The sequence below is a fragment of the Actinophytocola sp. genome (assembly GCF_050699915.1).
Lineage (GTDB): Bacteria > Actinomycetota > Actinomycetes > Mycobacteriales > Pseudonocardiaceae > Actinophytocola.
In genome coordinates this window covers 1-7084 of record NZ_JBOHGA010000278.1, presented here as the reverse complement: position 1 = coordinate 7084, position 7084 = coordinate 1, and the positions used below count along the sequence as shown (strand labels likewise).

At 70.0% G+C, this 7084-nt stretch carries 5 protein-coding genes; 3 read left to right on the top strand and 2 right to left on the bottom strand.

Annotated elements, in window-relative coordinates:
• The coding region (locus tag ACRDSK_RS30080) for a serine/threonine-protein kinase (RefSeq protein WP_431444745.1) at positions 1-1555 on the bottom strand (1555 nt) is incomplete at its 3' end.
• A gap of 108 nt (positions 1556-1663) precedes the next feature.
• Here ACRDSK_RS30080 and ACRDSK_RS30075 point away from each other — a divergent pair.
• Positions 1664-3544, top strand: coding sequence for a propionyl-CoA synthetase (locus ACRDSK_RS30075; RefSeq protein ID WP_431444743.1), 1881 nt, complete (start codon positions 1664-1666; stop codon positions 3542-3544).
• Positions 3545-3561: 17 nt separating this feature from the next.
• On the opposite strand, the gene lpdA is transcribed toward ACRDSK_RS30075, so the two are convergent.
• Positions 3562-4953 (bottom strand): dihydrolipoyl dehydrogenase, encoded by a 1392-nt coding sequence (lpdA, locus tag ACRDSK_RS30070; protein ID WP_431444742.1) that lies wholly within the window; start codon positions 4951-4953, stop codon positions 3562-3564.
• Positions 4954-4988: 35 nt separating this feature from the next.
• Here lpdA and ACRDSK_RS30065 point away from each other — a divergent pair, with 35 nt between their 5' ends.
• The gene (locus ACRDSK_RS30065) at positions 4989-5417 is read left to right on the top strand and encodes a DUF1707 domain-containing protein (protein WP_431444741.1); all 429 of its coding nucleotides are present in this window, start codon (positions 4989-4991) and stop codon (positions 5415-5417) included.
• Positions 5418-5731: 314 nt separating this feature from the next.
• Entirely contained in the window at positions 5732-7024 is a 1293-nt protein-coding gene (locus ACRDSK_RS30060; protein ID WP_431444740.1) for an extracellular solute-binding protein, read from the top strand.
• The last annotated feature ends 60 nt before the right edge of the window (positions 7025-7084 follow it).

Sequence of the window (7084 nt, the reverse complement as noted above, 5' to 3'; positions counted from 1 at the left end):
GGGCGCCGGCCAGCGCGAAGCTCACCGTCGCCGCGAGCTGCCACGCGTCCGACGCCGGGGTGGCGGGCGCGCCGCCCGCGGTCTCCGGCGCCAGGAAGTCCGGCGTGCCGACCATCATGCCCGCGGCGGTCAGCGTCGAGTCGCCCTTCGCGCGGGCGATGCCGAAGTCGATCAGGTGCGCCATGCCGTTCGGGTCGACGATCACGTTCGCGGGCTTCACGTCGCGGTGCAGCACGCCTTTCCCATGAGCCGCGGACAGCGCGCCGGCCAGCGTCACCCACAGGCGCGCGGCCTGGACGTCGTTCAGCACACCGTTGCCGTGCACGCTGTCGGCCAGCGGCTCGCCCTCGATGTACTCCATCACGAGCCCGAGGCCGTCGCTGTCGGACACGATGTCGTACACCCGCACGCAGTTCGGGTGGTGCACGGCCGCGAGCGCCCGCGCCTCCCGCAGCATCCGCGCCTCGGTCTCCTGGTCCGGCGCGTGCGCGAGCTTCACCGCGACCGTGCGGTCGAGCTGGGTGTCCTTCGCGAGCCACACCGTGCCGAAGCCGCCCTGGCCGAGCGGCTTGATCTTCTGGAACCGGCCGCCGTTGTTCTGCCACAGCCCGGACGGCGCCTTGGGCGGACCAACCGGACCACCCGGACCACCCGGACCACCTCCGCCGAACGGCAGCGGCCCCGGGTCGGCGGCGAGCTTCGCGAGCGCCGCGCGGTCCGGCTCCGGCTCGCGCTGCTGGGTCGCCACCCGCGTCGGCGGCGGGATCCGAGCCGGCTGCTGAGGCTGGTAGGGCGGCGGACGTTGTTGCTGGGGCGGCTGCTGCGGCGGCGGCTCGTACGGCGGCGGCTTCTGGTACGACCGCTCGATCACCGACCAGCTCGGCGGTCCGATCACCATCAGCGGGATCATCCCGAGCACGCTCATCGGGACGAACCCGATCCACATCGCGCCGGCCGAGTTCGCCGTCATCGGCGCGGTCAGCAGGACCATCAGCACGAACGGCAGCCACATCAGCCGGCCCGGCCACTTCGGCCCCCGGCGCATCGCCGCCCGCGACTGCAGCCACACGAACAGCAACGCGACCCCGGGCAGCACGACCAGCAGCAGGACCCGCACGAACAGCGTCAACGCGCCTTCGTTCGGGTGGATCAGGACTTCGTACACGGTCTGGCGGCCGCCCAGGAAGTCGGCCTGGCTGCCCACCCAGCAGTAGCCCTCCCGGACCAGCGCGACCTCGTCCGAGGACAGCCCGGTCGACCCGCCGCGGCGGACGTTGCGGAACACCTCGGAGAGCCCGTTCGCGAACAGCAGCGGCATCAGGAAGACGAAGAAGCCGCCGGTCACCGCGATCACGGTGATCGTCGCCGGGTTGTAGGTGTTGCCGGTCCCCTTGCGCACCAACGCGACCAGGATCGACCCGAGCACGGGCAGCAGCCCGATCAGCATGCCGGCGGCGATCGTGGCCCACACCCAGTCACCGGGGCAGAAGCCGGGCCCGAAGATGCTGTGCGCGAACGACAGCATCGAGCTGCCCAAGTTGATCAGAAAGTTCACGGCCCTCCCTCCCGATGCCCATGAGACCAGAAGTACGCCGGCACTGAACCACCCTATGTCGAGCCGTGACCGTTCCGCTGGCGTATGGCCACCGACTAGGTTCCGACCATGGGCTCCTACCACGATTCGTACCGGCAGAGTCTCGAGGACCCGGAGCGCTTCTGGCTGGCCGCCGCGGGCGGCCTGGCCTGGACGAAGTCGCCGACGCGGGCCCTCGACGAGGAGGACGCGCCGCTGTACCGATGGTTCCCGGACGGGGAGCTCAACACGTGTCACAACGCGCTCGACCGGCACGTCGACGGCGGCCGCGCCGACCAGCCCGCGCTGGTCTACGACTCGCCGGTCACCGGGAGCAAGGCTTCTTATACCTATCGTGAGCTGCGCGACGAGGTCGCCCGCTTCGCCGGGGTGCTGGCCGGGCTCGGCGTCGGCCGGGGCGACCGGGTGATCATCTACATGCCGATGGTGCCGCGCGCGGTCGTCGCGATGCTCGCGTGCGCGCGGCTGGGCGCGGTGCACTCGGTGGTGTTCGGCGGGTTCGCGCCGCGCGAGCTGGCCACCCGGGTGGACGACGCCCGGCCGAAGGTGATCGTGGCCGCGTCGTGCGGCATCGAGCCGACCCGCGTCGTCGAGTACAAGCCGATCATCGACGAGGCGCTCGCGATGACCACCCACCAGCCGGACACGGTGGTGGTGCTGCAGCGCGAGCAGGCACCGGCGACGCTCGGCGACCGCGACGTCGACTGGGACACGGCGATGGCGAGCGCGGAGCCGGCGGACTGCGTGCCGGTCGCGGCCACCGACCCGCTCTACATCCTCTACACGTCGGGCACGACCGGGAAGCCGAAGGGCGTGGTCCGCGACAACGGCGGCCACGCGGTGGCGCTCGCCTGGTCGCTGCCGAACATCTACGACATCCACCCCGGCGACGTGTTCTGGACCGCGTCCGACGTCGGCTGGGTCGTCGGCCACTCCTACATCGTGTACGCGCCGCTGCTCATCGGCGCCACGACCGTGCTGTACGAGGGCAAGCCGGTCGGCACGCCCGATGCCGGGGCGTTCTGGCGGGTCATCGCCGAGCACGGGGCGAAGGCCCTGTTCACGGCGCCGACCGCGTTCCGGGCGATCAAGCGGGTGGACCCGTCCGGCACCGAGATCGGTCGCTACGACCTGTCGGGGTTCCAGACCCTGTTCCTCGCCGGCGAGCGGCTCGACCCGGAGACGTACCACTGGGCGTCGGAGAAGCTCGGCGTGCCGGTCGTGGACCACTGGTGGCAGACCGAGACCGGCTGGCCGATCTGCGCGAACCTGCGCGGGCTCGAGCCGCTGCCGATCAAGGCGGGCTCGCCGAGCGTGCCGGTGCCCGGCTACGACGTGCGGATCCTCGACGTCTCCGGGGCGGAGCTGCCCCGCGGCCAGGAGGGCGCGATCGCGATCAAGCTGCCGCTGCCGCCGGGCACGCTGCCGACCCTGTGGGGTGACGACGAGCGGTACGTGTCGTCGTACCTGTCGCGCTACGACGGCTACTACCTGACCGGAGACGGCGGGTACGTCGACGAGGACGGCTACGTCTACGTCATGGGGCGGACCGACGACGTGATCAACGTGGCCGGCCACCGGCTGTCGACGGGCTCGATGGAGGCGGTGCTGGCGGCGCACCCGGCGGTGGCCGAGTGCGCGGTGATCGGCGTGCGGGACTCGCTGAAGGGCCAGCTGCCGCGCGGGTTCGTGGTGCTCAAGGCGGGCGTGACGATCTCCGAGGAGACGCTGCGTGCGGAGCTGGTCGCGGCCGTGCGCAAGGAGATCGGCCCGGTGGCGGCGTTCCGCGACGTGTCCGTTGTGGAAGGTCTACCGAAGACGCGCTCGGGCAAGATCCTGCGCAAGACGATGCGCGGCATAGCCGACGGCCGCGACGAACCCGTCCCATCGACCATCGAGGACCCGGGCGTGCTGGACGCGCTGCGCCCAGTCCTGCGCGGCCGGGGCTGACCTCCGCCGGCGCACGGTCAGAGGTTGATCATGTGGCCGGCCAGGCCGTGGACCGCCTCCTTGACGGCCTCGCCCAGGGTCGGATGGGCGTGGATGTTGCGGGCCACCTCGTGCACGGTCAGGTCCCACTGCTGGGCCAGCGTCAGCTCGGGCAGCAGCTCGGTCACGTCCGGGCCGATGAGGTGGCCGCCGAGCAGCTCGCCGTACTTGGCGTCCGACAGCAGCTTCACGAAGCCGCGGGCATCGCCGAGGCCGTGGGACTTGCCGTTGGCCGTGAACGGGAACTTGGCCACCTGCACGTCGAAACCGGCCTCCCGCGCCTGCTCCTCCGTGTAGCCGAAGCTCGCGATCTGCGGCTGGCAGTACGTGGCGCGCGGGATCATCCGGTAGTCGAGCTCCATCGTCTCCGCGCCGCCGATGGTCTCCGCCGCGACGATGCCCATGGCCTCCGCCGCGTGCGCGAGCATGAGCTTCGCGGTGACGTCGCCGATGGCGAAGATGTGCTCGACGTTCGTCCGGCACCGCCCGTCGACCTCGATCGCGCCGCGTTCGGTGACCCGGACGCCCGTCGCCTCCAGGCCGTAGCCCTCGACGTTCGGCTGGAAACCGATGGCCTGCAGGACTTTGTCGGCCTGCAACGTCTTGCGCTCGCCGCCGGCGGAGACCTCGACGGTGACCTGCTCGCCCGAGTCGTCGATCGACTCGACGCGGGTGGAGGTCAGCACGTTGACGCCCAGCTTGCGGTAGTGGCGGGCCAGCTCCTTGGACACCTCGACGTCCTCGAGCGGGACGAGCCGGTCGAGGAACTCGACGATCGTGACGTCGACGCCGTAGTTGGCGAGCACGTAGGCGAACTCGACGCCGATCGCCCCCGCGCCGGCGATGATCATGCTGCCCGGCAGCTCGGGGGCGAGGATCTGCTCCTCGTAGGTGACCACGCGGTCGGAGAGCTGGGTGCCCGGCAGCAGCTTGGTCCGCGCGCCGGTGGCGATGACGCAGTTGTCGAACGTGATCTCCTCGGTGCCGTTCGCGGTCTGCACCTCGAGGTTGTTCGGGCCCGCGAACGTGCCGTACCCGGTGAACTCGGTGATCGAGTTCTTCTTCATCAGGTAGTGCACGCCCTTGACGCGCCCGTCGGCGACCGTGCGGCTGCGTGCGTGGGCGACGCCGTAGTCGAACGTGACCTGCCCCTCGATGCCGAACGTCTTCTGCTCGTTGTTGAAGATGTAGGCGAGCTCGGCGTTGCGCAGCAGGGCCTTGGACGGGATGCAGCCGACGTTGAGGCAGACCCCGCCCCAGTACTTCTCCTCGACGACGGCGACCGACTGTCCGAGCTGCGCCGCGCGCACGGCCGCCACGTACCCACCGGGCCCGGCACCGAGGACGACGACGTTGAAGTGTGTGCTCACGCGTCCCACCCTAATCCGAATGGCATCCTTACCTCATGGGTCGTGATGAGATGCGGGCAGCTGACAGCGACCGCCAGGAAGTGGCGGACAAGCTGAAGCAGGCTCTCGACGAGGGCCGACTGGACCTCGCGGAGTACGACGAGCGCCTGCAGCGCACCTACGCGGCCAGGACGTACGGCGACCTGGACGGGCTGCTCTCGGACCTGCCCGCCGCCGCGATCGAGCCGCGGGCGAGCGCGACCCCGGCCCCGACCGGCGCCACGACACCGGAGCGCGCCTCGCGAGGCGGGCAGCTCGTCCGAGCCTGGCTGGGCGGCTTCGGCGGCATCTTCGTCATCTCCACGGTGATCTGGCTGGCGACGAGCATCGGCTCGGGCCACATGCAGTACTTCTGGCCGATCTGGCTGCTGATCCCGATGGCCGTCGGGCTGATCGGGCGCATCAAGGGCGACGGTCGAGCCTGACTGGTTCAACCATTCTGCTCCAATTGGTTCAACCACTCCTCCGTTCGGCCCGCCACGCCGGCTGAACGGCCCCTCCCGCCACTGCGGTGAGAAGTTCCCGAACCGGCGATCACAGCCGTGGGAAGTTGCCCGGGAATCCTTGCGACACCTCGATTTCCGCTTCGATTTACAACGTCTTCCGCAAGTGTCTTGACAGCGGCGCCGGGCAGGCCCAGAGTTCTCCCATTGGTCTATACCACTAGGTCTGAACCATTAGGTCCAAACCACTGGTGCGGGCCCGGCACCGACGCCGGGCACGGAAGGGACGGCAAGAAGTGAAGCGCTGGACGAAGGTGATGGTCGGCGTCGCCACCATCGCACTGGCTACCGCGGGCTGCGCCGGCTCCGGCGGCAACGAGAGCAGCGGCGAACAGCAGTCGGACGGGCCACGGACGCTCACCGTGTGGCTGATGAACGGCTCCGCGCCGGAGACCCTCACCGACTCGCTCCACAAGGAGTTCGAGCAGTCCCACGACGGCGTCACCGTCAAGTACGAGGTCCAGGAGTGGAACGGCATCCAGGACAAGCTGACCACGGCCTTGGCCAGCCAGGACCCGCCGGACGTCATCGAGCTCGGCAACACCCAGGCGCCGTCGTTCGCCGACGAGGGTGTGCTCACCGACCTGTCCCGCGACGTCGACAGCCTGTCCGGTGACCAGTGGCTCGACAGCCTCAAGGCCTCCGGCGAGTGGGACGGCAAGCAGTACTCCACGCCGTTCTACGCCGCGAACCGCATGGTCGTCTACCGCACGGACATGTTCCAGCAGGCCGGCATCACCGCCCCGCCGACCTCGCGCGAGGAGTGGCTCACCGCGATCGGCAAGCTGAAGACGAAGTTCGGCGCCGACAAGCAGTTCCAGCCGCTCTACCTGCCCGGCCAGAACTGGTACGCCCTGCTCTCCTTCATCTACGACGAGGGCGGCGACATCGCCAGGCAGACCGGCGTCGAGTTCACCGCCACGCTGGACAGTCCCGAGGCGAAGGCGGGTCTGGAGTTCTACAAGGAGCTGGTGGACGCGTCCGGCACCACCGCGCCCAAGGACAACGACGAGCAGAACCCCGAGCAGGCCGGCATCTACGGCCAGGGCAAGGTCGCGATGATGATCGCGCTGCCGTGGGAGGTCGACACCGCGGCCGCGGACAACGCCGACATCAAGGCCAAGACCGGCGCCTTCCCGATCCCGTCCAAGAACGCGGGCGAGACCGCGCCGGTGTTCCAGGGCGGCTCCAACCTGGCCATCCCGGTGAACAGCAAGAACGCCGACCTGGCCAAGGAGTACCTGAAGCTCATGCTCAGCTCGAAGTACCAGGCGCAGTTCGCCGAGGCCGGCATGGTGCCCGGCGCCTCGACCGACCTGTCGGCGCTGGACGCGAACCCGGTGAGCAAGGCGATGGCAGAGGCGTCGAAGAAGGGCAAGTCGGTGCCCGCCACGCCCAAGTGGGCGACCATCGAGGCCGGCCAGAACCCCCTCAAGGACATGCTGACCGCCTACCTGACCGGCGCGAAGGACCTGGACACCGCGACCGCCGACGCCAACAAGGCGCTGGACGCGGCCATCGGCGACTGACCGTCGCGATGACGCAAACCGCCCAGGTAGCGGTGCCGGCGGGCCCACCCCCGCCGGCAC

Bases quoted from the DNA above. Each gene is read 5' to 3' on its own strand.
- ACRDSK_RS30075 (WP_431444743.1), top strand. From the start codon at position 1,664: ATGGGCTCCTACCACGATTCGTACCGGCAGAGTCTCGAGGACCCGGAG.
- ACRDSK_RS30065 (WP_431444741.1), top strand. From the start codon at position 4,989: ATGGGTCGTGATGAGATGCGGGCAGCTGACAGCGACCGCCAGGAAGTG.